The 22,829-nt window shown below is 73.2% G+C and carries 24 protein-coding genes and 1 riboswitch; of the genes, 13 read left to right on the top strand and 11 right to left on the bottom strand.

Annotated features, from left to right (window positions below):
- Positions 1-109: 109 nt before the first annotated feature.
- Entirely contained in the window at positions 110-1,579 is a 1,470-nt protein-coding gene (locus tag RM812_RS11880; RefSeq protein ID WP_311572434.1) for a helix-turn-helix domain-containing protein, read from the bottom strand.
- Between the two features lie 242 nt (positions 1,580-1,821).
- Here RM812_RS11880 and RM812_RS11885 point away from each other — a divergent pair, with 242 nt between their 5' ends.
- Positions 1,822-2,544 carry a lysophospholipid acyltransferase family protein gene (locus tag RM812_RS11885; protein WP_311572435.1) on the top strand — a complete coding sequence of 241 codons (723 nt, stop codon included), beginning with the start codon at positions 1,822-1,824 and terminating at the stop codon, positions 2,542-2,544.
- A 67-nt stretch (positions 2,545-2,611) separates the two neighbouring features.
- The gene (locus RM812_RS11890; RefSeq protein ID WP_311572436.1) at positions 2,612-3,646 is read left to right on the top strand and encodes an NAD-dependent epimerase/dehydratase family protein; all 1,035 of its coding nucleotides are present in this window, start codon (positions 2,612-2,614) and stop codon (positions 3,644-3,646) included.
- 56 nt (positions 3,647-3,702) lie between these two features.
- Here RM812_RS11890 and RM812_RS11895 read toward each other — a convergent pair whose 3' ends face one another.
- From RM812_RS11895 to RM812_RS11930, 8 genes are all read right to left on the bottom strand, one after another.
- Positions 3,703-5,316, bottom strand: coding sequence for an alpha/beta hydrolase (locus RM812_RS11895; protein WP_311572437.1), 1,614 nt, complete (start codon positions 5,314-5,316; stop codon positions 3,703-3,705).
- A 128-nt stretch (positions 5,317-5,444) separates the two neighbouring features.
- Positions 5,445-6,215 (bottom strand): urease accessory protein UreD, encoded by a 771-nt coding sequence (locus RM812_RS11900; RefSeq protein WP_311572438.1) that lies wholly within the window; start codon positions 6,213-6,215, stop codon positions 5,445-5,447.
- Positions 6,203-6,880 (bottom strand): urease accessory protein UreG, encoded by a 678-nt coding sequence (gene ureG / locus RM812_RS11905; RefSeq protein WP_311572439.1) that lies wholly within the window; start codon positions 6,878-6,880, stop codon positions 6,203-6,205. The genes RM812_RS11900 and ureG overlap by 13 nt, the downstream gene beginning before the upstream one ends.
- Before the next feature lie 163 nt (positions 6,881-7,043).
- The gene (locus RM812_RS11910; RefSeq protein WP_311572440.1) at positions 7,044-7,718 is read right to left on the bottom strand and encodes an urease accessory protein UreF; all 675 of its coding nucleotides are present in this window, start codon (positions 7,716-7,718) and stop codon (positions 7,044-7,046) included.
- A gap of 8 nt (positions 7,719-7,726) precedes the next feature.
- Complete coding sequence (locus RM812_RS11915; protein ID WP_311572441.1) at positions 7,727-9,448, bottom strand: urease subunit alpha; 1,722 nt, start codon at positions 9,446-9,448, stop codon at positions 7,727-7,729.
- A complete protein-coding gene (locus RM812_RS11920) occupies positions 9,441-9,752 on the bottom strand; it encodes an urease subunit beta (protein ID WP_311572442.1) in 312 nt (103 codons plus the stop codon). Before RM812_RS11920 ends, RM812_RS11915 begins: the two co-directional genes overlap by 8 nt.
- A 14-nt stretch (positions 9,753-9,766) precedes the next feature.
- Positions 9,767-10,069, bottom strand: coding sequence for an urease subunit gamma (locus RM812_RS11925; RefSeq protein ID WP_311572443.1), 303 nt, complete (start codon positions 10,067-10,069; stop codon positions 9,767-9,769).
- A gap of 164 nt (positions 10,070-10,233) precedes the next feature.
- Complete coding sequence (locus tag RM812_RS11930) at positions 10,234-10,887, bottom strand: TetR/AcrR family transcriptional regulator (protein WP_311572444.1); 654 nt, start codon at positions 10,885-10,887, stop codon at positions 10,234-10,236.
- 104 nt (positions 10,888-10,991) lie between these two features.
- Here RM812_RS11930 and RM812_RS11935 point away from each other — a divergent pair, with 104 nt between their 5' ends.
- The 3 genes from RM812_RS11935 to RM812_RS11945 all read left to right on the top strand — a co-directional run bounded on the left by RM812_RS11935 (position 10,992) and on the right by RM812_RS11945 (position 13,508).
- Positions 10,992-11,993, top strand: coding sequence for an ABC transporter permease (locus tag RM812_RS11935; RefSeq protein ID WP_311572445.1), 1,002 nt, complete (start codon positions 10,992-10,994; stop codon positions 11,991-11,993).
- Between the two features lie 117 nt (positions 11,994-12,110).
- A complete protein-coding gene (locus RM812_RS11940) occupies positions 12,111-12,437 on the top strand; it encodes an ATP-dependent Clp protease proteolytic subunit (RefSeq protein WP_311572446.1) in 327 nt (108 codons plus the stop codon).
- Positions 12,438-12,888: 451 nt separating this feature from the next.
- Positions 12,889-13,031: riboswitch (cyclic di-AMP (ydaO/yuaA leader) on the top strand.
- A gap of 3 nt (positions 13,032-13,034) precedes the next feature.
- Positions 13,035-13,508 carry a C40 family peptidase gene (locus RM812_RS11945; protein WP_311572447.1) on the top strand — a complete coding sequence of 158 codons (474 nt, stop codon included), beginning with the start codon at positions 13,035-13,037 and terminating at the stop codon, positions 13,506-13,508.
- A 63-nt stretch (positions 13,509-13,571) separates the two neighbouring features.
- On the opposite strand, the gene RM812_RS11950 is transcribed toward RM812_RS11945, so the two are convergent.
- A complete protein-coding gene (locus RM812_RS11950) occupies positions 13,572-14,063 on the bottom strand; it encodes an ATP-binding protein (protein WP_311572448.1) in 492 nt (163 codons plus the stop codon).
- A gap of 213 nt (positions 14,064-14,276) precedes the next feature.
- On the opposite strand from RM812_RS11950, the gene RM812_RS11955 reads away from it, so the two are divergent.
- Together RM812_RS11955 and RM812_RS11960 are read left to right on the top strand one after the other, a co-directional pair.
- Entirely contained in the window at positions 14,277-15,137 is an 861-nt protein-coding gene (locus tag RM812_RS11955) for a helix-turn-helix domain-containing protein (protein ID WP_311572449.1), read from the top strand.
- Positions 15,138-15,170: 33 nt separating this feature from the next.
- Positions 15,171-15,401 (top strand): DUF397 domain-containing protein, encoded by a 231-nt coding sequence (locus RM812_RS11960; protein ID WP_311572534.1) that lies wholly within the window; start codon positions 15,171-15,173, stop codon positions 15,399-15,401.
- Positions 15,402-15,444: 43 nt separating this feature from the next.
- On the opposite strand, the gene RM812_RS11965 is transcribed toward RM812_RS11960, so the two are convergent.
- Positions 15,445-16,572 (bottom strand): 8-amino-7-oxononanoate synthase, encoded by a 1,128-nt coding sequence (locus RM812_RS11965; protein WP_311572450.1) that lies wholly within the window; start codon positions 16,570-16,572, stop codon positions 15,445-15,447.
- A gap of 147 nt (positions 16,573-16,719) precedes the next feature.
- Here RM812_RS11965 and bioB point away from each other — a divergent pair, with 147 nt between their 5' ends.
- The 6 genes from bioB to RM812_RS11995 all read left to right on the top strand — a co-directional run bounded on the left by bioB (position 16,720) and on the right by RM812_RS11995 (position 22,723).
- A complete protein-coding gene (bioB, locus tag RM812_RS11970) occupies positions 16,720-18,000 on the top strand; it encodes a biotin synthase BioB (protein ID WP_311572451.1) in 1,281 nt (426 codons plus the stop codon).
- Positions 17,993-19,279, top strand: a complete 1,287-nt coding sequence (locus tag RM812_RS11975) for an adenosylmethionine--8-amino-7-oxononanoate transaminase (RefSeq protein ID WP_311572452.1) — start codon at positions 17,993-17,995, stop codon at positions 19,277-19,279. The genes bioB and RM812_RS11975 overlap by 8 nt, the downstream gene beginning before the upstream one ends.
- A 1-nt stretch (position 19,280) precedes the next feature.
- Positions 19,281-19,997: a dethiobiotin synthase gene (bioD, locus tag RM812_RS11980; protein WP_311572453.1), complete on the top strand. Its 717-nt coding sequence runs from the start codon at positions 19,281-19,283 to the stop codon at positions 19,995-19,997.
- 433 nt (positions 19,998-20,430) lie between these two features.
- Complete coding sequence (locus tag RM812_RS11985) at positions 20,431-21,120, top strand: class I SAM-dependent methyltransferase (RefSeq protein ID WP_311572454.1); 690 nt, start codon at positions 20,431-20,433, stop codon at positions 21,118-21,120.
- Positions 21,121-21,349: 229 nt separating this feature from the next.
- Positions 21,350-22,240, top strand: coding sequence for an LLM class F420-dependent oxidoreductase (locus RM812_RS11990; RefSeq protein WP_311572455.1), 891 nt, complete (start codon positions 21,350-21,352; stop codon positions 22,238-22,240).
- A 57-nt stretch (positions 22,241-22,297) separates the two neighbouring features.
- Positions 22,298-22,723, top strand: a complete 426-nt coding sequence (locus RM812_RS11995; RefSeq protein ID WP_394816445.1) for a GNAT family N-acetyltransferase — start codon at positions 22,298-22,300, stop codon at positions 22,721-22,723.
- The last annotated feature ends 106 nt before the right edge of the window (positions 22,724-22,829 follow it).

Here is a 22,829-nt window from a genome sequence, read left to right on the forward strand (position 1 = left end):
GGCGCCACCCACGTCATGAGCACACCGGATGACGGTTGCATGTCATGTCGCGGGCTGGCGGAACCCTCACACCGCCCCGCAGCGGGGTCAACGGCTGCAGGACCCCCGGTCACCTCCTGTCAAAATCCGGCAAGTCGAGGCGGGAACCGGCGTCCCCCTCCCCCGCGCTCAGCAGCCGCTCCCGGTACTCCCTGACGTCCGGGAGGTCCCCCCACGTCCCGGCGAGCCGGGTGTGCAGTCCGCGCAGCTCGGCGGTGACCATCGACTCGCGTGAGCGCACGGCCTCCTTCAGCACCGGTGAGGCCAGGGCGACGGCGGCCCCGGGATCGCCGGCGCACGCCCAGCTGTCCGCCAGGCGCAGGGTGAGCAGCAGACGCGCGCTGCGCATCTGGGGCGGAAGCCGCGCGCACGACCGTGCGGTGGCCTCCACCGCGCGCCGCGCCGCACTCCGGTCCCCGGTCGCCACGGCCAGGTCGCGCAGGGCTCCGCCGATCGCCGAGTCGACCCGCATCGCGCCCTCCGCGCCGGCCAGCCAGGGTGCCTCCAGATGGTCCCGCCGGTCGAGGCGGGCGAAGGTGCGCCGGGCCAGGGTGATGTGACGGCGGCACTCCGCGGCGTCGCCGGCGAGGGCGTGTCCGCGTGCCTGGTAGAGGGCCGAGAGAGTGGCCGTCCACCGCCGCTTCCCGTCGACCTCGCCGATGCCCCGCGCGTACCCGACCATCGTCGCGGCGTCGCCGTCGAGCCGGACCAGGGTGCACATGTCGCTGAGCAGGGTCGCGCGGGCCGGGGCGTCCTCGACCGCGTCCGCCCAGCGCAGTCCGTGACCGAACCAGGCCATCGCCACGCCGCTCTGGCCGCGCTCCATCCGCAGTCGCCCGGCGACCTGGGCGTACTGCGCGGCGAGCCGCAACTGCCCGTACGGCAGTCGGCCGGTGGAGTTGACCGCCTCGGCCCAGCGCGTCACGTCCCGCAGCAGCCCCTCGACGGCCGTCACCGGGCCCTCGTGCCGGAACGCCTCACGGATCAGACAGGCCAGGACGGCGGTGAGCGCGTGCAACAGCTCGGGCTCCGCGTCCGCCGCTCCGGTGGACCGGCCGCGGGGACCGGCCGGTCCGCCCAGTGGCCGCGGCCCCTCCAGCAGGGCCGGTAACTCGCCCTGGTCGGGCACCGCGCACCCGGCGTTGCCGTGCAACGGGCACGCCAGCCCCTCGGCGGGCAGCCGAGCGGGCCACAGCCGGGGGTCCCACGTCCCCCGCCCCGCGGTGGCGTCCGCTCCGGGCAACGGCGTGAACAGCGCCGGGTCCACCCCGAGACGGCCCGGCCGGTGCGGCACCTCCCGCGGCGCGGCGACGACCGCGGCCAGCTCGCCGCCGGTCTCCAGGACCGCGTCGAGGCGGCGCACCAGACCGACGGGCGGCTCACGCAGGCCCGCCTCGAGTCTGCTCACGAGGGAGTGGTGGTATCCCACCCGCAGGCCGAGCTGGAGCTGGGTGAGCCCGGCCGCCCTGCGCCGGGAGCGCAGCTGCCGCCCGAACTCCGCCCACGCGGCCTCGGCCGCCTCCGCGGATCCGCTGGACATGTCCCCTCCCCCGGTCGCGAACCCCGCCTCGGGCCGTACCACCCGGACGCCGTGCCCTGCCGCCACCGGACAGCTCAGACGAGGGGGCGGGCCGCGTCAATCGAGTTGACCGAAGAGCGACCGAACCGGTCCCGGCGGGGACGGGCGGGCCCCGGGCTAGGATCGGTCGCCGGACGCGGACGGGCGCCTGGGGTCGTACCGTGCGGCGCCTCGACGCCGTACCGGGAGAGTGGAGACGCACCGTGTTCTACTACGTGCTCAAGTACGTACTGCTGGGCCCGCTGCTGCGCATGGTCTTCCGCCCCCGGATCGAGGGCCTGGACCACGTGCCGGCGTCGGGACCGGCCATCGTCGCGGGCAACCACCTCTCGTTCTCCGACCACTTCCTGATGCCCGCGGTACTCCGACGCCGCATCACCTTCCTCGCCAAGGCCGAGTACTTCACCGGCCCGGGCCTCAAGGGCCGGCTGACCGCGTTCTTCTTCCGCAGCGCCGGCCAGATCCCGGTCGACCGCTCCGGCAAGGAGGCGGGGCAGGCCGCGATCCGCGAGGGGCTGGGCGTGCTGGCCAAGGACGAGCTGCTCGGCATCTATCCGGAGGGCACGCGCTCGCACGACGGCCGGCTGTACAAGGGCAAGGTCGGGGTCGCGGTGATGGCGCTCAGGGCCGGGGTGCCGGTCGTGCCCTGCGCGATGATCGGCACCTTCGAGGCACAGCCGCCGGGCCGGAAGATCCCGAAGCTGCACCCCGTGGTGATCCGCTTCGGCGAACCGCTGGACTTCTCCCGCTACGCCGGCATGGAGACGCAGAAGGCGGTGCTGCGCGCCGTCACCGACGAGATCATGTACGCGATCCTCACACTGTCCGAGCAGGAGTACGTGGACCGGTACGCGGCCGAGGTGAAGGCCGAGGAGGCGGAGAAGGCGGCGAAGGGCCGGAAGTTCCCCCGGCTGCCGCACCGGTAGGGGTTCCCCCGTCTGCCGTCGGCAGACGGGCCTGGCCGAGCGGCGCCGGTGCGCCTACGGTCGCCGTATGACACGTGCTGTGGTGGTCGGAGCGACGGGACAGATCGGGCGGGCGGCCGTGGGGGCGCTGGCCCGGGACGGCTGGGAGGTGACGGCCGTCTCGCGGGGCGGCGAGCGGGACGGGGCCTGGCCCGAGGAGGTGCGCGTGGTGCGGGCCGACCGGGAGGACGACGCGGCCTTGTCGGCGGCCGTCGGTGACGGCTGTGACGTCCTGGTGGACATGGTGGCCTTTGCTCCCGGGCACGCACGGCAGTTGGTCTCGCTCGCCGGACGGGTCGGCTCGGCGGTGGTGATCTCCAGCGTGTCGGTCTACGAGGACGACAAGGGCCGCAACTTCGACACGCAGGCCGAACCCGACGGCTTCCCCGAGTACCCGGTGCCGCTCACCGAGGACCAGCGCACGGTCCGGCCGGGTGACACCTCGTACAGCACCCGCAAGGTGGCGCTGGAGCAGGAACTCCTCGCCGCGGGCGACCGGCTGCCCGTCACACTGCTGCGCGCGGGCGCGATCCACGGACCGCACTGCCGGACCCCGCGCGAGCTGTACTTCGTCAAGCGCAACCTCGACGGCAGGCGCCGGCGCGTCCTCGCGTACGGCGGTGCGAGCCGCTTCCACCCGGCGAGTGTGCGCAACATCGCCGAGCTGGTCCGGCTGGCCGCCCCGCGGCCGGGCACGCGGGTCCTGAACGCCGTCGACCCGGACGCGCCGACGGTGGCGGAGATCGCCCGGGCGATCGACGCGGTGATGGGGGTGGAGACGGAGGACGTCCTGGTGGACGGCCCCCCGCCCGCGTCCACCGTCGGCGACACCCCGTGGTCGGTTCCGGCGCCCGTCGTGTGTGACATGACCGCCGCCGAACGGCAGTTGGGCTACCGCCCGGTGGTGCGGTACGCCGAGACCCTGCCGGAGACGGTCGCGTGGATCGAGGAGCGGCTCGCCGGCCGGGACTGGCGGGAGGCGTACCCGAAGATGTCCGCGGCGTACGGCGACCTCTTCGACTACGCGGCGGAGGACACCTGGCTGGCGGCGCGGAAGGCCTGAGGACAAGGGAGGGGGCGGCCGGTCGAGCCGGCCGCCCCCCGTTGTTCCCGCGCTCGTTACGGCTTGGGGGTGGCGTGCGGGGCGCAGGTCACGTCCGCGGCGTCCACCTTGCCGGTGAGCAGGTAGGTGTCCACCCGGTTGTTGACGCACGGGTTGACCAGGCCGGTGACGCCGTGCGAACCGGCGTCCCGCTCGGTGATCAGGCGGGAGCCCTTGAACCGCTGGTGCAGCTCGACGGCGCCCTCGTACGGGGTGGCCGCGTCCCGCTCGGACTGGACGATCAGCACCGGCGGCAGTCCCTTGCCGGTCTTCACGTCCAGCGGGGTCTGCTGCTTGACCGGCCAGGTGGCGCACGGCAGGTTCATCCAGGCGTTGGCCCAGGTCATGAACGGGTGGTCGCGGTGCAGCCGGGTGTTGTCCCGGTCCCAGGTGCCCCAGTCGGTGGGCCACTTGGCGTCGGCGCACTCGACGGCGGTGTAGACGGCGTTGCCGTTCTCCGAGGAGGCGTTGCCCGCGGTGTCGGACAGGTCGGGGGCGGCGGCGTCGACGAGGGCCTGGGTGTCGCCGGCGACGTACTTGCTGAAGATCGCCGCCGTGGATGCCCACGCGGAGTCGTAGTACGGGGCGCTCTGGAAGAAGGAGATCAGCTCGGCCGGGCCGACGACCCCGCCGAGGGGGCTCTTCTCGGCGGTGGCGCGGAGCTTGAGCCACTGCTCCTGGACCTCGGCACGGGTGTCTCCGAGGTGGTACGTCGCGTCGTTCTTCGCGACCCAGTCCTGCCAGTCCTTCCAGCGGCCCTCGAAGGCGACGTCCTGGTCGAGGTTGGCCTGGTACCAGATCTTGTCGCGGGACGGGTTGACGACGCTGTCGACGACCATGCGGCGCACGTGGCCCGGGAAGAGGGTGCCGTAGACGGCGCCGAGGTAGGTGCCGTAGGAGACGCCCAGGTAGTTGAGCTTCTTCTCACCGAGCGCGGCGCGGATGACGTCGAGGTCGCGCGCGGTGTTCGGCGTGGTCATGTGGGGCAGCATGGCGCCGCTGCGCTCGTAGCAGCCCTCGGCGTACTCGCGGGCGAGCTCCCGCTGGGCCTGCTTGTCGGCCTCGGAGCGGGGCACCGGGTCCATCTTGGGCGCCTTGACGAACTCCTGCGGGTCGACGCAGGAGATGGGCGTGGACTTGCCGACGCCGCGCGGGTCGAAGCCGACGAAGTCGTAGGCCTTGGCGGTGTTGGCCCACACCGCGCTCTTGCTGGTGACGCGGGCCGGGAAGCGCAGTCCGGAGCCGCCCGGGCCGCCGGGGTTGTAGATGAGCGCGCCCTGGCGCTCGGACGTGGTGCCGGTGTTGCCGATGCGGTCGACGGCGAGCTTGATCTGCTCGCCGAACGGCTTGGCGTAGTCGAGCGGCACCGTCACGTAGCCGCACTGGATGGGCTTCGGCAGGTTCCAGTCGGCGGGGCAGTCCCGCCAGTCGACGCCGGCCCGGGCGGCGCGGGCCGCGGCGACGGCGGCCCCGCGGGCCTCGCGGTCCGGGCCCTTGGCGGGTCCGTGTCCGGTGGCCGGACTGGCGCTCGCGGCGGGCGCCGCAACGGCGCCGGCTATCAGCGTGGCCGTGACCAGCGCTCCGGCGGAACCCAGCGCCGCCGTCCTCCGCCCCAGTCTGCTCTTCCTCAAGTGGCCCTCCCCGAACATGGTTGCGACAAGTACGGGGATCTTCGCGGCTGTGCGTCACCTGAGGACAGAGGCAGCACTACTTCTTTGCCAATCCGATAAACGGAGAAACTCGTTCGGTCTACGGAACCTCAGTCCAGCGAGGCCAGCGCCTCGTCCAGCAGCCGCCGCAGGCGCAGCGCGTCCGGCGCCACGGCCGTCACCAGCGCGGCGGGCCCGGCGAGGGGCATCACGGCCGCACCCGGCCCGAGCAGGAGAGGCGTCGGCGGCGTGGCCGCGAACTCCGGGCGTACGACGACGAGCTGACCGACAGCACGGTGTCCGGCCAGTCCCGCGGGTCCGTCCCAGCCGCCCGGGGCGCCCGGGCCGCAGGCCAGCTCCTGGTCGAGCACGCACCGGCCGGCGATCCGTACGGCAAGACGGCTGGTGAGGCGCCCCGGTTCCTCGCCGGTCCGCCCGAGCACCTGCTCCTCGCGCAGCAGCAGCCGACCCGTGGCGGCGAGGTCGACGCGGGTGGTGACGTACAGGTCGCTGCCGTGCGCGGAGATCAACTGCTCCGGCAGCCAGTGCAGTTCGGCGTCGTCGCCGACGGTGAGCCGGACGTCGTAGTGGGCCTCGGTCTTGTCCTGCCCCGGCAGGGCGAGGGTGGCGGCGGCCGAGCCGACCCGCAGCCGGGCGCCCTGTGCCGCCTCGGCCGTGACCGTGAAGTGGTCGCCGCCGAGCGGCCCGCTCATCGCGCCGACCAGCATCACCCGGGCCTCGGCGGCACTGCCCCGGGTCCGCCGCACGGCGAGCGGCCCCTCGCCCTCCAGCACGGGCAGGACGGTGCCACCGCGTCCGTCGCCGCGGGCGAGGACGCGCGCCCTCGCCCGCACGCCGCCCGGGGTGGTCACGCGGTCCACGCGGCGATCCGCGCCCGCACCCAGTCGGCGACCTCCCGGACACCGGCCTCGCTGCGCAGCGACTGCAGGACGACGGGCAGTTCACCGCGCTGCTCCTTGGCGTCGGCGGCCATCCGCGCGAGGTCGGAGCCGACGTACGGGGCGAGGTCCGTCTTGTTGACGATCAGCAGGTCGGCGGTGGTGACGCCGGGCCCGCCCTTGCGCGGGATGTCGTCGCCGCCGGCCACGTCGATCACGAAGACCTGGGCGTCGACGAGCCCCTTGGAGAAGGTGGCGGTGAGATTGTCCCCACCGGACTCCACCAGGACCAGGTCGAGCGGCCCGACCTCGTCCTCCAGGTCCTCGACGGCCTCCAGGTTGGCGGAGATGTCGTCCCGGATCGCGGTGTGCGGACAGGCTCCCGTCTCCACGGCGCTGATCCGCTCCGGTGGCAGCACCGCCTCGCGGAGCAGGAACTCGGCGTCCTCGCGGGTGTAGATGTCGTTGGTGACGACGGCGAGGGAGAACTCCTGGCGCAGGGCCCGGCAGAGCGCGGCGACGGTGGCGGTCTTCCCGGATCCGACGGGACCACCGAGCCCGATCCGTAGGGCCCGACGCCTGCCGTCGGCCCGGTGGGCATCGGCGGAGACGGCGGCGGAAAGGTCGTGGTGATGGTCGAGATGCATGCTGCGACTCCTAGAAGCAAGGGGGCCGTACTCAGCCCGTCCGGCGTTTGAGGACGAAGCCGTTCAGGCCGAAAGGGGGGCCGGGGGGCGAAGCCCCCCGGCGGGGTCAAAGGGGCGGAGCCCCTGGGGTCGGGAACGGGAAGGGGCGGCGGGGGCGAACCCACTACGAGGCGAACAGCCGCACAGCCCAGGCCGCATGCGCCTCCGCCCCCACCTCGAGCAACGGCGCGGACCGCGCGGGCAGCACGTCAACCCCCTCGGTCACGGCCCGCACCCCCGCGTCCACGGCGTCCCGGGCCACCCGGTCCACCTCGGTCGCGAGCCGCGCGAGCACGCCGGTCGCGTCGAAGGGATCGAGTGCGAGCAGCCGCACGACGGCCGTCGCCGGCCCGCTCACCCCCTCGTAGGCGGAGCAGTACGCCGCGTCCAGCGGCCCGAGCCCGGCCGCGCGGGCGGCGAGCCCGAGCACGACCGGCTGGTGCGCACCCTTGGGGAACCGCGCCGCCAGCGCGTCGAGTTCGGGATGTGGCCAGGTGGCACGGGCGGCCCGCGTCAGCTGTCGGCCGAGTCTGCGTGCCACCGCACGCAGGGCGGGCGACGGCGTACGGGCGTCCGCGGCCCCGTCGAGCTCCCCGGGGTCGACACCGAGGGCCGCGGCTGCCGCCAGGGAGGCCGCGACGGCCCCGCTCGTGTGCAGCCGCCCCCGGCAGAAATCCTCCAGGGTCGCGGCGTCGGTGACGTGTCCCGCCCGGACGGCGGCCTCCGCCCCGCCGGAGTGGGCGTGCCCTCCGGCGGGGAAGCGGCCGTCCGCGAGGACGAGCAGTGCTGCGCGGCTCATGTCGGCGCTCAGAACAGGAAGTACCGCTGGGCGAGCGGCAGTTCGGCCACGGGTGCGGGTTCGACGAGCTCGCCGTCGATGGTCACCGCGAAGGAGTCAGCGGCGACCTCGACGCGCGGCAGGGCGTCGTTCTGCCGCATGTCGGCCTTGGAGCGGCCGCGAGTGGACCGGATGGGTACGAACTCCCGCCCGAGACCGAGGCGTTCCGGCAGGCCGTCCTCGATGGCCGCCTGGGCCACGAAGTTGACCGAGTTGGCGGCGGGCGCCCTGCCGAGCGCGCCGAACATCGGACGCGACAGGACCGGCTGCGGGGTGGGGATGGAGGCGTTGGCGTCGCCCATCTGCGCGTACGCGATCTGTCCGCCCTTGAGGACGACCTGTGGCTTCACCCCGAAGAACCGCGGATCCCAGAGCACCAGATCGGCGAGCTTGCCGGCCTCGACGGAGCCGACCTCGTGCTCGATGCCCTGGGCCACGGCGGGGTTGATGGTGTACTTGGCGACGTAGCGACGGGCCCGCAGGTTGTCGGCGCGGGTGTCACCGGGCAGGAAGCCGCGGCGCCGCTTCATCACGTGCGCGGTCTGCCAGGTCCGCAGGATCACCTCGCCGATGCGGCCCATGGCCTGGGCGTCGGACGACATGATGGAGATCGCTCCCATGTCGTGCAGGATGTCCTCGGCGGCGATGGTGCTGGGCCGGATGCGGGACTCGGCGAAGGCCAGGTCCTCGGGGACCGCCGGGTTCAGGTGGTGGCAGACCATCAGCATGTCGAGGTGTTCCTCGACGGTGTTGACGGTGTGCGGCCGGGTCGGGTTGGTGGACGCCGGCAGCATGTTGGGCAGCGAGACCGCCGTGATCATGTCGGGCGCGTGGCCGCCGCCGGCGCCCTCGACGTGGAAGGCGTGCAGGGTACGGCCGGCCACCGCGTCGAAGGTGTCACCGACGAAACCCGCCTCGTTCAGGGTGTCGGTGTGGACGGCGAGCTGGACGCCGGACTCCTCGCAGACGTCGAGGCAGGCGGAGATCACGGCGGGGGTGGCGCCCCAGTCCTCGTGGATCTTGAAGCCGAGGACGCCGGCGCGCAGCTGGTCGCGCATGGACTCCTTGGACATGGTGCTGCCCTTGCCCAGGAAGCCGATGTTGACGGGGCTCGACTCCAGCGCCGCGAACATCCGGGCGAGGTGCCAGGAACCCGGGGTGACGGTGGTCGCCTTGCTGCCTTCGGCGGGACCGGTACCGCCTCCGATGAGCGTGGTGACGCCGGACGCGAGCGCCTCGTCGACGGCGGCGGGGGCGATGAAGTGGACGTGGGTGTCGATGCCGCCCGCGGTGACGATCCTGCCGTTGCCGGCGATGACCTCGGTCTCGGGGCCGATGACGAGCTCGGGGTGGACACCGTCCATGGTGTCCGGGTTGCCGGACTTGCCGATGCCGGTGATGCGGCCGTCACGGATGCCGATGTCGGCCTTGACGACACCCCAGTGGTCGATGATCACGGCACCGGTGACGACGGTGTCGGGCGCGCCCTCGGCACGGGTGGCGCGGGACTGGCCCATGGACTCGCGCAGGACCTTGCCGCCGCCGAAGACGGCTTCGTCACCGGAGCGGCCGGGGCCGCCGCAGCGGTCCTCCTCGATCTCGACGAGCAGGTCGGTGTCGGCGAGGCGGATGCGGTCGCCGGTGGTCGGGCCGAACAGGTCGGCGTAGGCGGCGCGGGACAGCTCAGGCATCGAGGGCACCTCCGGTCGCACCGCGCAGTCCGACGACGACGCGAGCACCCGCGAGCGGGACGAGTTCCACGTCGACCGGGATGCCGGGCTCGAACCGGACGGCGGTGCCGGCGGCGATGTTCAGCCGCTTGCCGCGGGCCGCCGCGCGGTCGAAGTCGAGACCGGGGTTGGCCTCGGCGAAGTGGTAGTGGGAGCCGACCTGGACGGGCCGGTCGGCGGTGTTGAGCACGGTCAGGCGGACGCTCGGGCGTCCCTCGTTGAAGGCCACCGGCTCGTCGGCGAACAGGATCTCTCCGGGAATCATGGCTGCTGTCCCCGTCAGATGATCGGATCGTGGACGGTGACCAGCTTGGTGCCGTCGGGGAAGGTGGCCTCGACCTGCACGTCGTGGATCATCTCGGGAATGCCCTCCATGACCTCGTCGCGCTGGAGCAGCTTGCGTCCCGAGGCCATGAGTTCACTGACCGTACGACCGTCGCGGGCACCTTCGAGGATGTGCGCGGTGATCAGCGCGACGGCCTCGGGGTGGTTGAGCTTCAGGCCTCGTGCGCGGCGCTTCTCCGCCACGTCCGCGGCCACATGAATGAGCAGTCTCTCCTGCTCGTGCGGGGTCAGTTGCACTTACCACCTCACAGGGCGTCACGCCAGGACCCGACGGTCCGGCTGCCGCGGCCACCGCGACGGCTATAGATGTAACACACATGAATGCACGGGAAACGCACACACCGGTGTTCAAAACCGCAGGTGGATCGGGTGGAGAGTAGGGTTGCAGTGTTTCCGCCACGTCACTCGGATTTGACCGACTGATTACCGATGTCGCCGGATGCCTCTCGCATGCTCAGCAGCCCCCGCATGCCCGCCCGCAGGGCCTCGTGCGGGAAGCCGCCGAACAACGCGTACTGGGCGCCGAGCCCCTGGGCCGTGGCCATCAGTGTGCGGACCACGGCGTCCGGGTCGACGTCGTCGCGCATCATGCCCGTCTCCTGATAGCGCGCCACCACCTTCACCCAGGCCGCCCTGACCTTGCCGAAGCCCTCGCTCAGGGTGGCCGACAGCTGTTCGTTGCGCAGCGTCTCGGCCCAGACCTGGATCATGAGCCTCGGGAACAGCCACTCACCGTCCTCCCCCACGGCCGACCGTCCCTGCGTCATGTGGGTCAGGGTCCGGACGATGAGCTCGTCGGGCATGGGCGGCGGGCTCTCCAGCGCGGCCCGCTCGTACATGTCCCGCACCGTGCCCAGCACCTCGGTGACGATCGCCTCGATCAACTCCTCCTTGCCGCTGAAGTAGCGGTAGACGGCGCCCGCCGACAGGTCGACCTCCTTCAGGACGTCCTGCATCGACGTGGCGTGGAAGCCGTTGCGGGCGAAGCAGCGCGCGGCGCCGTCGAGGATCTGCCGACGGCGGGCGTCGAGGTGTGCCTGGGATACGCGGGCCATGGAGCCAACCTAAAACGAACATTCCTTCTTGACAAGGAACCCGGATCGCCGCACGGTGGAGCGGGAAGTAAAACGAACGAATCTTCTTTTTACAAGGAGCGCCCATGTCGTCCCCGTCGCACGGCCGCCGCATGGCCGCCATCGTCGTCCTGGTCCCCGTGATGGTGGCGCTGGCCCTCTGGGCCTTCGCCTGGCCCGCCGCCCGCACGGCACCCCGCGATCTGCCGCTCGGTGTGGCGGGGCCGACGGCCGCGGTCGCGCAGATGGAGCAGCGACTCACCCAGAAGGAGGGCGCCTTCGAGATCCACCGCTACGCCGACGAGGCCGCCGCCCGCGACGCGCTCCAGGAGCGGACGGTGTACGGCGCGGTGGTCGTGACCGACGGGGGCCCGAAACTGCTCACGGCGTCCGCGGCCGGCCCCGCCGTGGCCCAACTGCTGCAGCAGGCGGTGAGCGCACAGGCGTCCGCCACCGGGGCCTCCGTCCAGGTCGTCGACGTGGTGCCCGCCCCCGAGGCGGACCCGCGCGGCGCCGCCGTGAGCGCGAGCGTGCTGCCGCTCGCGCTGGCCGGAGTCGCGGCCGGTGCGACGGTGACCCTGCTGGGGCTGCGCGGCCTGCGCGCGGTGGGCACACTGGTCGGCGCCGCCGCACTGACCGGCCTGGTGGCGACGGCGATCACGCACAGCTGGCTCGGGGTGGTCACCGGCGACTGGTGGGCCGTGGCCGGGGTCCTCGGGCTGTCGACGCTGGCCGTGGCCGCGGGCCCGGCCGGGCTCGGGGCGCTGCTCGGGCGGCCGGGTATCGGCCTGGGCGCGTTGCTGGTGGTGCTGCTGGGCAACGCGTTCTCGGGAGTGGCCTCCGCCCCGGAGATGCTGCCCCGGCCGGCCGGGGCGATCGGCCAGTGGCTGCCGCCGGGGGCGGGCGGTTCACTGCTGCGCTCGGTCTCCTTCTTCGACGGCGCCGCGGCCACGGGACCCGTGTTCACGCTGACGTGGTGGGTCGTACTGGGTCTGGGTGCGGTCCTGCTCGGCGGCACACTGCGCCGGCGCGCGCACAGCGAGGCGCCCGTCTCCGACCGGGCCCCGGCGCCGGCCCGGTCGGTCTGAGGGCCGCGCCCGGGGTGACCAGGGTGTGCTGCTGCCCGGCGCAGGCCGGTCCCTCCGCCGCGGGGCCGCCGGCGGCGGGCACCCCGGGCCGGCGCGCCGTACTGCCGGGGCGTCCGGGTGACGCCCAGTCAACCTCCGTTCACCGGCCCGAAGGAGGGGAAGGCAAGTGATCCGGCCCTCCACGCCGACGCGTTCGCCCACATCCGCGCCCGCCTGGAGCGGATCCCCGTACGGCACACGGGCCGCACTCCCGAGCGGGTGAACACCGACATCGAGCGGGCAGCGAACCTGGACGCGCACCAGGCCCCGGAGCACGGCCCGGTGGACCGGACGGCGCCCGGCCGCAGGGCCACGCTCCCGACGTCCGGCGTTGAGGTGAGCCGCCGACGCTGCCACCGGAACCGCCGCCGCTGCCCGCCCCGACCCGCGCGGAGGCCGACCTGATCGACCTGTACCTGGGCTTCGGGTGCTCGAGCGGGGAACGGCGGACCGCGCGTCAGGCTTCCGCCGTTTCCGGCGGTTCAGGCGGCAGGGGCCCGAAACGGACCAAACGGCGTACCCCCTTTCGGCGTAGGAACACCCCCGATTTCCGACCGGCCGAAGTTGCGCACCGTGTCCTCCCGGTCAGCGGAACAAGTCGTTGCGCCGCAGGTCCCCGGTTCGTCGACGCACTCGGCGGTGGCTCGAACCCGGATGCGCCCACCCGAACGGATGAACGGCGAGTAACAACACAAAGTGCACGTCCCGTTGGGAATTTCCCACCGGAGGAGACAAGATCCGTGACTGACGACAAGCCCCCGCCGCAGCGGCGGGGCGGTCCGGGCGGACGCCGAGTCCTGCCGCCGCCCGGACGACCGGTCGACAGGAGTGGATCGGCAGGAGTGGAGGACCCGAGCACGACGGGCCGCCGGAACGGTGATCTCCGCGAGAGGCGCCGGGCCGAGCAGCCCTTGGGGTGAAGCCGCACTCGTGCGGCCGGGCAACTTCGCCAGCCCGAATCCGACAGGTCACCCTTCACAGGCGGCTGACGAAGGGTTGCGCATGTCCACGCTCAATCGTGTCCCGTCCCTGATGGCCCGCGCGGGCACGGCCTCAGCTCTCACCCTCGCCGCCATGGGCGGATCCGTCGTGGTCCCCGGTGCCGCCTCCGAAGCAGCGGCGGCGACCCATGCGACCAAGGCCCTCAAGATCGCGGCCTCCAAGAAAGGTTCCCCGTACATGTGGGGTGCCACCGGTCCACGCAGGTTCGACTGCTCGGGCCTGACGCTGTACTCGTTCAAGAAGGCCGGCAAGAAGCTGCCGCGCACCGCGGCCCAGCAGTACAACAAGACGCGTCATGTCTCCGCCAAGAATCGCAAGTCCGGGGACCTGGTGTTCTTCCACTCGGGCAGCAGCGTCTACCACGTCGGCATCTACGCCGGGAAGGGCAGGATCTGGCACGCCCCGAAGACCGGGGCCGTGGTACGCCTGGAGAAGATCTGGACCAGCAGCGTCTGGTACGGCCGGGTCAAGTAGCGGGCCCGGGCAGGTGACGGTGCCCTGACCCGTCGTCACCTGCCCGTGTGCCGCCGAGGCGCCTCACGGCTGAGGCTCCTGGCCGCCCACGACCTGTCCCGCGGCCGTGACCGGTTCGGGGGTCACCGGTCCGCCCAGGGGTGTCCAGGGCAGTTCGATGGAGACGGTCTTGCCGCCCTCACGCGTGGGCCGGACTCTCAGCTTGCCGCCGCACTCCGCGGTCAGCCAGCGGATGATCACCATGCCCCGGCCGTTGTCCTGCTGGACGGCGGCGGGCAGGCGCTTGGGGAAGCGGGGATGGCTGTCGGTGACGCCGATGCGCAGCCGTGACCGACGGTCGAGCCCGAGGTCCACCGTGAAGGTGGGGGACTGTCCGAGCGTGTGCTGGACCGCGTTGGTCGCAAGCTCGGAGACGATGAGCCGGACGGTGTCGGACACCTCGGTGTCCGCCGGCAGGCCCCACTCCGCCAGCGTGCCGACCACATAGGTGCGCGCGGCGGCCACCGAGGCGGGATCGCTCGGCAGAGTGACGGATGCTTCCAGATGGTCTGCCATGGAGACGTCGTCCCTTTCCCCCGGGACCGCGGTCCGACACGGAGCGGATGGTTCGAGTACGGTCCCGGACTGGTGCTTCGCCGCCAGACTGCCACCCCAGGGCGGTGAAGGACGGCGATCCCCCAAGATATGCATATATCTGTCGCTCGAAGCGGTGAACTCTGCGACGGCAGAGCGTATTCGGGCGGACCATAGGGAGTAAGGGAGTGGCCCATGCAGCACGGTCCCGTGGTGCGTCGCCGGAAGCTGGGCGCCGAACTGCGCGCCCTGCGCACGTCGGCGGGGATCACCAGCGGTGAGGCGGCCCGACTGGTGGGCTGGCACCAGTCGAAAGTCAGCCGGATCGAGACCGGGACCAGCGGCGCGAAACCGGCCGATGTGCGGTTACTGCTGGACGCCTTCGGGGTGGACGACGCCCAGTTGCGCGAGTTACTGGTGATGCTGGCAGGCTCCGACGACACGGGCGGCCGCAACCACTGGTGGCACGCCTATCGAGGGGTGCTGCCGCCGACGTACCGGGACTTCATCAGCCTGGAGTCCCAGGCGAGCGCGATGCGCACGCTGGAGACCACGGTGGTCCCCGGCCTGCTGCAGACGCCGGAGTACGCCCGCGCGGTGACCCGCGCCGCGGTGGACGGGTTGCCCGAGAAGCGGCTGGACACGCTGGTGGAGGTCCGGCTCGCCCGGCAGGACGTGCTGCGGGCGCAGCGGCCCCTGGAACTGAGCGCGGTCCTGGACGAGGCGGTACTGCGCCGGGAGGTGGGCGGGCCCGGGGTGATGTCCCGTCAGCTGGCGCGCCTGGTCGAGGCCGCGTCTCTCCCCCATGTCCGGCTCCAGGTACTGCCGTTCGCCGCCGGGGCGCACATCGGTGTCACCGGCCCTTTCGTAATCTTCTCTTTTTCGCGCACTTCTGATCTGGACGTGGTTGTTCTCGACCACTTGACGAGTAGCCTGCATCTCGAACGGAAAGAAGACCTGGAGGCCTACACCGAGGCCTTCGATGCCCTTTTGACCCATGCCCTTTCGCCCGAGGACTCGTTGGACTTCATCGCCGCGACCGCGGCAGGCGCGTAAGGAGGCACCATGTCAGGCACCAATTCAGGCTCCGTGTCGGAACTTCCCCGGACCATCCGGGCCAGTACCGAACTGCCCGGGGTGCGGTGGCTGCGCAGCAGCTACAGCACCGGAGCGAACAACTGTGTGGAGGCGGCCCGCCCGTCGGCCGGCCCCTGGGCCGGACTGCTCGCCGTGCGCGACTCCAAGGACCCGGCCGGACCCGCGCTGCTCTTCTCCCCCGAGAGCTGGGCGTCGTTCACGGCCGGGATCCACGGCCGCTGACGCCGACGGGGCATCGGGCGGCGCACGGCCGTGTCACGCCGACTCATGGTCGCGTTTCGCCGATCACCCGTACAGCGCGTTCGATCTGATCCCCGGAGAGGTCCGCACGAGCGGTCAGCCTGAGCCGTGAGATGCCGTCGGGCACGGAAGGAGGACGGAAACAGCCCACGGACAGGCCGGCCGCCCGGCAGTCGGCCGCCCAGCGTACGGCCCCCTCCGGGGAGGGGGCGCGCACCGCGACGACCGCGGCGTGCGGACGTACCGCTTCCAGCCCCAGGGCGGTCAGGCGGGCGTACAGGTCGGCCGCCACCTCCCGGGCCCGCGCCGCCCGCTGCGGCTCGCGGCGCAGCAGGGTGAGCGCCGCCAGGGCCGAGCCCGCCGCCGCGGGGGCGAGGCCGGTGTCGAAGATGAACGTCCGGGCCGCGTTGACCAGGTGGTCGACGACCCGGGCGGGGCCGAGCACGGCGCCGCCCTGACTGCCGAGCGACTTGGACAGGGTGACCGTGGCGACGACGTCGTCGGCGCCCGCGAGCCCCGCCGCGTGCGGGGCGCCCCGGCCGCCCTCGCCGAGCACGCCGAGGCCGTGGGCGTCGTCGACGACCAGTCCGGCGCCGTGCTCCCGGCAGGCGGCGGCGAGCGCGGCCAGCGGCGCCGCGTCGCCGTCGACCGAGAAGACCGTGTCGGAGACGGCGACGGCTGGGCCGTCGTGCGTCGCCAGTGCCTTGCGCACCGCCTCCGGGTCGGCGTGCGCCACGACCTGGGTCGTGCCGCGGGCCAGCCGGCAGCCGTCGATCAGCGAGGCGTGGTTGCCCGCGTCGGAGACGACGAGGGTGCCGTGCGGCGCCAGCGCGGTGACCGCGGCGAGGTTGGCCGCGTATCCGGAGGAGAAGACGAGTGCCGCCTCGAAACCGCAGAAGGCGGCCAGTTCCCGTTCGAGCGCGGCGTGCAGCTCGGTGGTGCCGGTCACCAGCCGGGAGCCGGTCGCGCCGGCCCCCCAGGTCCGCGCGGCCCGGACCGCCCCCTCGGCGACCTCCGGGTGCCGGGCCAGCCCGAGGTAGTCGTTGCTCGCCAGGTCAAGCAGCGGCGAGTCGGCCGGACGGGGGCGCAGCGTCCGCACGAGCCCGGCCCGGCGGCGCAGTTCCGCCTGCTCGTCGATCCAGCCGAACGCCATGGGCGGTCCTCTCGTTTTGTAGGCAGTGGACAGACACTAGCGGCACCGTCGGCCGCCCGATGTGTGGCAATACCCACACGGTGATCCGCCAGGGTTGTGCGAAGCCTCCTTGGCCCCGGGCGGCCCCTTAGGACAGGATCAGCTCTCATGGACCTGCTGAACACGCTGGTGGACAAGGGGCTTCGGCGCGAGTCGCCGACCCGCGAGGAGGCTCTCGCCGTCCTCGCCACTTCCGACGACGACGTGCTCGATGTGGTGGCCGCGGCAGGCAAGGTGCGCCGTCACTGGTTCGGCCGACGGGTGAAGCTCAACTACCTCGTCAACCTGAAGTCGGGCCTGTGTCCCGAGGACTGCTCCTACTGCTCGCAGCGGCTCGGCTCCAAGGCCGAGATCCTCAAGTACACGTGGCTCAAGCCCGACCAGGCCTCCGAGGCCGCCGCGGCGGGCGTGTCCGGGGGCGCCAAGCGGGTGTGTCTGGTGGCCAGCGGACGCGGTCCGACCGACCGGGACGTGGACCGGGTCTCGGACACCATCAGGGCCATCAAGGAGCAGAACGAGTCCGTCGAGGTGTGCGCCTGCCTGGGGCTGCTGTCCGACGGGCAGGCGGAGCGGCTGCGCGAGGCGGGCGCCGACGCCTACAACCACAACCTCAACACGTCCGAGTCGACGTACGGCGACATCACGACCACCCATACGTACGCCGACCGCGTGGACACGGTGCGCAAGGCGCACGCGGCCGGGCTGTCCGCCTGCTCGGGGCTGATCGCGGGCATGGGCGAGAGCGACGAGGACCTGGTCGACGTGGTCTTCTCGCTGCGCGAGCTGGATCCGGATTCGGTGCCGGTCAACTTCCTGATCCCGTTCGAGGGCACGCCGCTGGCCAAGGAGTGGAACCTCACCCCGCAGCGGTGCCTGCGCATCCTGGCGATGACGCGGTTCGTCTGCCCGGACGTAGAGGTGCGGATCGCCGGCGGGCGCGAGGTGCACCTGCGCTCGATGCAGCCGTTGGCCCTGCACCTGGCCAACTCCATCTTCCTCGGCGACTACCTCACCAGTGAGGGCCAGGCGGGCCGGGCCGACCTGGAGATGATCGCGGACGCCGGGTTCGAGGTGGAGGGCACCGGCCAGGTGACCCTGCCGGAGCACCGGGCGGCGGCCCAGGGCGGGGGTTGCGGGTCGCACGAGGGGGGCGGCTGCGGGTCGCACGAGGGGGGCGGCTGCGGGTCGCACGAGGGCGGCGGGGTCTGCGGGACCGCTCCGGCCGCCGGGGACTGCGGTTCGGCCGCCGGGGTCTGCGGTTCAAAACCGGCCGCGGGGGGCCGCGACGCCGCCCCGGCCGCGGGGCCTGCGGTGGCCGGCGAACCCCGTACCGACCTGGTCGCCGTACGCCGCCGCGGTGCCGGCACGGACCTCGCGCCCAATGCCTGAGCCCGCGCTGACGGTGGAGGAGCTGCTGGCACTCGACCGGCGGCACGTCTGGCATCCGTACGGCCCGATGCCCGGCCGGCAGGATCCGCTCGTCGTGGAGTCGGCGAGCGGGGTGCGGCTGAGACCGGCCGACGGCTCGGGGGAACTCGTCGACGGGATGTCGTCCTGGTGGTCGGCGATCCACGGCTACAACCACCCGGTGCTGAACGAGGCCGCGCGTGAGCAACTGGAGCGGATGAGCCACGTGATGTTCGGCGGGCTCACCCACGAGCCCGCCGTACGGCTGGCGAAGCTCCTTGTCGACATGTCGCCGGAGGGTCTGGAACACGTGTTCCTCGCCGACTCCGGGTCGGTGTCGGTGGAGGTCGCCGTCAAGATGTGCCTGCAGTACTGGCGCTCGCTGGGCCGCCCCGGCAAGCGGCGCCTGCTGACCTGGCGCGGCGGCTACCACGGCGACACCTGGCAGCCCATGTCGGTGTGCGATCCCGAGGGCGGGATGCACGAGCTGTGGAGCGGGGTGCTGCCCCGCCAGTTGTTCGCCGACGCACCGCCGACGGAGTACGCACAGGCGTACGCCGATCACCTGGGCGCGCTGATCGAACGCCACGCGGACGAACTGGCCGCGGTGATCGTCGAGCCGGTGGTGCAGGGCGCGGGCGGGATGCGGTTCCACTCCCCCGCGTATCTGCGGGTGCTGCGTCAGGCGTGCGACGCGCACGACGTCCTGCTGGTGTTCGACGAGATCGCGACCGGCTTCGGGCGTACGGGCGCGCTGTTCGCGGCGGAGCACGCGGCGGTGACGCCGGACGTGATGTGCGTGGGCAAGGCGCTGACCGGCGGTTACCTGACGATGGCGGCGACGCTGTGCACCTCGCGGGTGGCCGACGGCATCTCGCGGGGCGAGGTGCCGGTGCTCGCGCACGGGCCGACGTTCATGGGCAATCCGCTGGCGGCGGCCGTGGCCTGCGCCTCGATCGGGCTGCTGCTCGGCCAGGACTGGCTCGCGGAGGTCAAGCGGATCGAGGCGGGCCTGCGGGAAGGGCTCGCGCCCGCCGCCGAACTGCCGGGCGTGCGCGACGTACGGGTGCTGGGCGCGATCGGCGTGGTGCAGCTCGACCACGCCGTCGACATGCGGGCGGCGACGGAGGCGGCGGTGCGCGAGGGCGTGTGGCTGCGACCGTTCCGCGACCTGGTCTACACCATGCCGCCGTACGTCACGGGCGACGCGGACGTCGCGCGGATCGCCCGCGCGGTGTGCGCGGCGGCACGGGAGGGATGACATGCCGGTACTGGTGATCACGGGCACGGGCACGGAGGTCGGCAAGACGGTGGTGACCGCCGCCGTCGCCGCGACGGCGCTGGCGGCCGGCCGGTCGGTGGCCGTGCTGAAGGCCGCGCAGACGGGCGTGGGGCCGGGCGAGCCCGGGGACGCCCAGGAGGCCGCGCGCCTCGCGGGCGCCGTGACGGCGGCCGAAGTGGCTCGCTTCCCGGAACCGTTGGCGCCGGGTACGGCAGCGCGTCGGGCCGGCAGGGCACCGGTGCACCCGGAGGAGGTGGCGGAGAGCGCGGACAAGCTGGCCACCGAGCACGACCTGGTGCTGGTCGAGGGCGCGGGCGGACTGCTCGTACGCTTCGACGCGGCCGGCGGGACACTCGCGGACGTCGCCGGGCTCCTGGGCGCGCCCGTGCTGCTGGTGGTGTCGGCGGGGCTGGGCACGCTGAACACGACGGAGCTGACGGCGCGTGAACTGCGCTCCCGTGGGCTGGAGCTGCCGGGCGTCGTGATCGGCAGCTGGCCGGCGAACCCGGACCTCGCCTCGCGCTGCAACATCGCGGACCTCCCCGACGTGGCCGGGGCGCCCCTGCTGGGCGCCCTGCCCGCCGGGGCGGGGTCCCTGGCACCGGCGGCCTTCCGGACGACGGCACCGCACTGGCTGGCACCCCGGCTGGAGGGCACCTGGGACGCGGACGCGTTCCGGGTGCGCGAGGCACCCTGACCGGACGAGAACGGCACGGCGCGCGCCACCGGCCCGGGCAGCACCCCCGGCGCGCGCCCCCTCAGCAGGGCCGCCGCCGCGCGGGGCGTCCGGGCGTGACCGGGGATGACGCCCAGAGACGTGCCCTGCCCACCGGCACCGGGCACGACGTGGGCCCCGCCCGGCACCCGGACCGGAGGACGCGCGGGGCGCCCTGATCCGACGAGAACGGCACGGCGCGGACGATCCGGACGGAGCACGCGGCGCTCGCCCCGTACACGGCCCTCAGCAGGGCCGTGACCTCGCGGGGCGTCCGGGCGTGACCAGGGGTGGCGTCGGCGCGGGCGGCGGGCGACGGGGTGGGGGCGGGCCGAAGGGGGCCGGTGGTCGGAGCGTGCGGGATGTCCGTACGGGGGACAATCGCGCTAAGGCACCGCCTCGTGAAGGAGGCCCCATGGCGTTGCGATCCTCCCGTTCCCGCGGGGTGCCGCGGGACGCCGTGCACCATCCGCTGTTCGCCCGCTACTACGCCAGGGCCAGCGTGAGCGCCGAGACCCGGCTGGGCATGGCGCGCATGCGTGAACGACTGCTCGCCGGGCTGTCCGGACGGGTGATCGAGATCGGTGCCGGCAACGGCCTGAACTTCGCCCACTACCCCGGCACCGTCTCGGAGGTCGTCGCCATCGAACCGGAGCGCGGGCTGCGGAAGTTGGCCGTGGAGGCGGCACTGCGCGCGCGGCTGCCGGTCGACGTGGCGCCGGGTGCGGCGGAGGCGCTGCCCGTCAAGAGCGAGGCCTTCGACGCCGCCGTGGTCTCGCTCGTGCTGTGCAGCGTCCGTGATGTGCCGCGGGCGCTCGGGGAGCTGAGGCGCGTGCTGCGGCCCGGCGGCGAGGTGCGGTTCTTCGAGCACGGCCGGGGCGGCGGCCGGATGATGACCTTCACCCAGCGCGCGCTGGACCGGACGCTGTGGCCGCCGTTGGGCGGCGGCTGCCATCTGTCCCGGGAACCGGTCGCCGCGCTCCGGGAGGCCGGGTTCACGCTGGGCCCCTACCGGCGGGTGATGATGCCGGAGCACGGGCCCGTGCTGCCCATGTCGTACTGCGTGCTCGGCACCGCGTGGCGGGAGCCCGGGACCGAGGAGTGAGCCGCGGTTCGACGGGTACGGACGCGCCGGAGCCGTCGGACGGGCGGCTCACGGTGTCACACACTCCACTGGCGCAGCTCGCACGCGATGTCCTCGACCGGCGCCTCAGCGCTCCTGACCACCGGGGTGAGACCCCGCACCTGCCAGGGCGCGGTGGCGTGCTGGCGGCCGCCGCGCCCGGGTGATTGACTCCTCGGGGCCCGAAGTCCCCCACGCGCGAGGAGAGTTCATGTCCCGTCCCTTCCGTTTCGGCGTCAACCTGATGACCTCCGCCCCGGCCGACGAGTGGAGCGCGAAGTGCCGGCGCGCCGAGGAGCTCGGTTACGACGTGATCCTGGTCCCGGACCATCTCGGCATGCCCGCGCCGTTCCCGGCGCTGGTCGCCGCCGCACGGGCCACCGAGCGCCCCCGGCTGGGCACGTTCGTCCTGAACGCGGGCTTGTGGAACCCGGCCCTGCTGGCCCGGGAGGTGGCGACCGCGGACGCCCTGACGGGCGGGCGCCTGGAGCTCGGCCTCGGCACCGGCTACGTGCGGGCCGAGCACGACGCGGCGGGGCTGCCGTTCGGCACGCCGGGCGAGCGGGTGGACCACCTGCGGCGCACCGTCGAGGAACTGGAGCGGCTGCTCGGCGACGAGGAGCACCGCCCGCGGCCGGTGCAGCGGCCCGGGGTGCCGCTGCTGATCGGCGCCAACGGCGACCGGATGCTGGAACTGACGGCCCGGCACGCCGCCATCGCCGCGTTCACGGGCGGGCGTTCGGTGCGGGGCAGCACGACGGGGCAGGTGGTGCCCCTCACCGCCGAGGAGCTCGACGAGCGCGTGGCCCGGTACCGGGAGCTGGCCGCGGGCCGCAAGGAACCGGCGGAGCTGAACCTGCTCATCCAGATGGTCGTCGTCACCGAGGACCGCGAGGCCGCCGTCCGCCCCGTCCTGGAGCACGTGCCGCACCTGACCACCGACCAGGTGCTGGAGCTGCCGATCTTCCTGGCCGGGACCCTGGAGGAGATCACCGCGCAGGTCAGGGCGCAGCGTGAGCGGTACGGGTTCACCTACCTGGTCGTGCTGGAGCCGTACATGGAGGCGTTCGCGCCGGTGCTGCGGGCGTTGCGCGCCGCCTGACGGTCCGCATGCCGGAATGCCCGCCCGGGCGCCCGTCGCGCGTGGTGGGATCGCGGCATGACTGATCTGCGGATACGGGCCGCGGGGCCCGAGGACCTGGACGCCGTGCTGGCCTTCTGGAAGGTGGCCGCCGAGGGGACGAGCATCAGCGACGACCGGGACGGCGTGGAGCGGCTGGTCGCCCGTGATCCCGAGTCGCTGGTCCTGGCCGAGCGCGGCGGGGAGCTGGTGGGCACGGTGATCGCGGGCTTCGACGGCTGGCGCTGTCACCTGTACCGGCTGGCGGTGCACCCGGACCACCGTCGTCGGGGGATCGGCTCGGCTCTGCTGGACGCCGCCGAGGAGCGGTTCGTGCGGCTCGGGGGGCGGCGCGGGGACGCGATGGTGCTGGTGCGCAACGAGCGGGCGCAGCATGCGTGGCGGGCCGCCGGGTACGCGCCACAGGAGCAGTGGCAACGCTGGGTCAAGCCCCTCACCGACTGAGGGACACCGACGGAAAGGCGGTGGGCACCGGCGCATGAGCGAGTCCGCATCGGCGCACCTCCCGGCGCACGACATCGCGCGGTCCCCCGGTTCCTGGCCGATCATG

Source organism: Streptomyces lancefieldiae, from assembly GCF_031845825.1.
Lineage (GTDB): Bacteria > Actinomycetota > Actinomycetes > Streptomycetales > Streptomycetaceae > Streptomyces > Streptomyces lancefieldiae.

What these genes read in the sequence shown, in the direction of transcription:
- RM812_RS11880 (WP_311572434.1), bottom strand. Translation starts at nt 1,579, where the DNA reads ATGTCCAGCGGATCCGCGGAGGCGGCCGAGGCCGCGTGGGCGGAGTTC.
- RM812_RS11890 (WP_311572436.1), top strand. Translation starts at nt 2,612, where the DNA reads ATGACACGTGCTGTGGTGGTCGGAGCGACGGGACAGATCGGGCGGGCG.
- ureG (WP_311572439.1), bottom strand. Translation starts at nt 6,880, where the DNA reads ATGCATCTCGACCATCACCACGACCTTTCCGCCGCCGTCTCCGCCGAT.
- RM812_RS11910 (WP_311572440.1), bottom strand. Translation starts at nt 7,718, where the DNA reads ATGAGCCGCGCAGCACTGCTCGTCCTCGCGGACGGCCGCTTCCCCGCC.
- RM812_RS11915 (WP_311572441.1), bottom strand. Translation starts at nt 9,448, where the DNA reads ATGCCTGAGCTGTCCCGCGCCGCCTACGCCGACCTGTTCGGCCCGACC.
- RM812_RS11920 (WP_311572442.1), bottom strand. Translation starts at nt 9,752, where the DNA reads ATGATTCCCGGAGAGATCCTGTTCGCCGACGAGCCGGTGGCCTTCAAC.
- RM812_RS11930 (WP_311572444.1), bottom strand. Translation starts at nt 10,887, where the DNA reads ATGGCCCGCGTATCCCAGGCACACCTCGACGCCCGCCGTCGGCAGATC.
- RM812_RS11935 (WP_311572445.1), top strand. Translation starts at nt 10,992, where the DNA reads ATGTCGTCCCCGTCGCACGGCCGCCGCATGGCCGCCATCGTCGTCCTG.
- RM812_RS11945 (WP_311572447.1), top strand. Translation starts at nt 13,035, where the DNA reads ATGTCCACGCTCAATCGTGTCCCGTCCCTGATGGCCCGCGCGGGCACG.
- RM812_RS11950 (WP_311572448.1), bottom strand. Translation starts at nt 14,063, where the DNA reads ATGGCAGACCATCTGGAAGCATCCGTCACTCTGCCGAGCGATCCCGCC.
- RM812_RS11955 (WP_311572449.1), top strand. Translation starts at nt 14,277, where the DNA reads ATGCAGCACGGTCCCGTGGTGCGTCGCCGGAAGCTGGGCGCCGAACTG.
- RM812_RS11965 (WP_311572450.1), bottom strand. Translation starts at nt 16,572, where the DNA reads ATGGCGTTCGGCTGGATCGACGAGCAGGCGGAACTGCGCCGCCGGGCC.
- bioB (WP_311572451.1), top strand. Translation starts at nt 16,720, where the DNA reads ATGGACCTGCTGAACACGCTGGTGGACAAGGGGCTTCGGCGCGAGTCG.
- RM812_RS11975 (WP_311572452.1), top strand. Translation starts at nt 17,993, where the DNA reads ATGCCTGAGCCCGCGCTGACGGTGGAGGAGCTGCTGGCACTCGACCGG.
- bioD (WP_311572453.1), top strand. Translation starts at nt 19,281, where the DNA reads ATGCCGGTACTGGTGATCACGGGCACGGGCACGGAGGTCGGCAAGACG.
- RM812_RS11985 (WP_311572454.1), top strand. Translation starts at nt 20,431, where the DNA reads ATGGCGTTGCGATCCTCCCGTTCCCGCGGGGTGCCGCGGGACGCCGTG.
- RM812_RS11990 (WP_311572455.1), top strand. Translation starts at nt 21,350, where the DNA reads ATGTCCCGTCCCTTCCGTTTCGGCGTCAACCTGATGACCTCCGCCCCG.
- RM812_RS11995 (WP_394816445.1), top strand. Translation starts at nt 22,298, where the DNA reads ATGACTGATCTGCGGATACGGGCCGCGGGGCCCGAGGACCTGGACGCC.